At 51.8% G+C, this 371-nt stretch carries 1 pseudogene; it reads right to left on the reverse strand.

Going from position 1 to position 371, the window contains the following annotated elements:
• Nucleotides 1–226: pseudogene (locus IV91_RS0113785) on the reverse strand (hypothetical protein); the annotation flags it as partial.
• Nucleotides 227–371: the final 145 nt, after the last annotated feature.

A 371-nucleotide genomic window follows, 5' to 3' on the forward strand; every position in this document is an offset into this window, starting at 1 on the left:
GTCCTGCCATCTTGATCCGCAGAAAATCCCGTACTGCTCCCGGACTGTTCAGAAATGATTCTGCTTTCCGGATTCTCGAAGCCAGAATATCCAGTGCCTTCTGAATGACCCCATCCTCGATTTCTGTCCCATAAGAGGGAAGGTCTTCCGTCTGTAGCACACATGCGGTTTGGTGAGTGTCGGTCTTCATTTGTCTGGATTTTCTGGTTTTGGTGATTGCGTCCATGCTGTTTCTCCTTGTTGTCGGTTGTTTCATGCGTTTTGGAGCCGTGTCGCAGAGCGCAAGGAGAAGAAAGCAAGGAGAGAACGGAATGGCCCGAAGTCAAAAAATGGTGCGGCCAGCGCGCAGGGTTACCGAGCACTGCCACGGT

The organism is Ferrovum myxofaciens, from assembly GCF_000735045.1.
Classification (GTDB): domain Bacteria; phylum Pseudomonadota; class Gammaproteobacteria; order Burkholderiales; family Ferrovaceae; genus Ferrovum; species Ferrovum myxofaciens.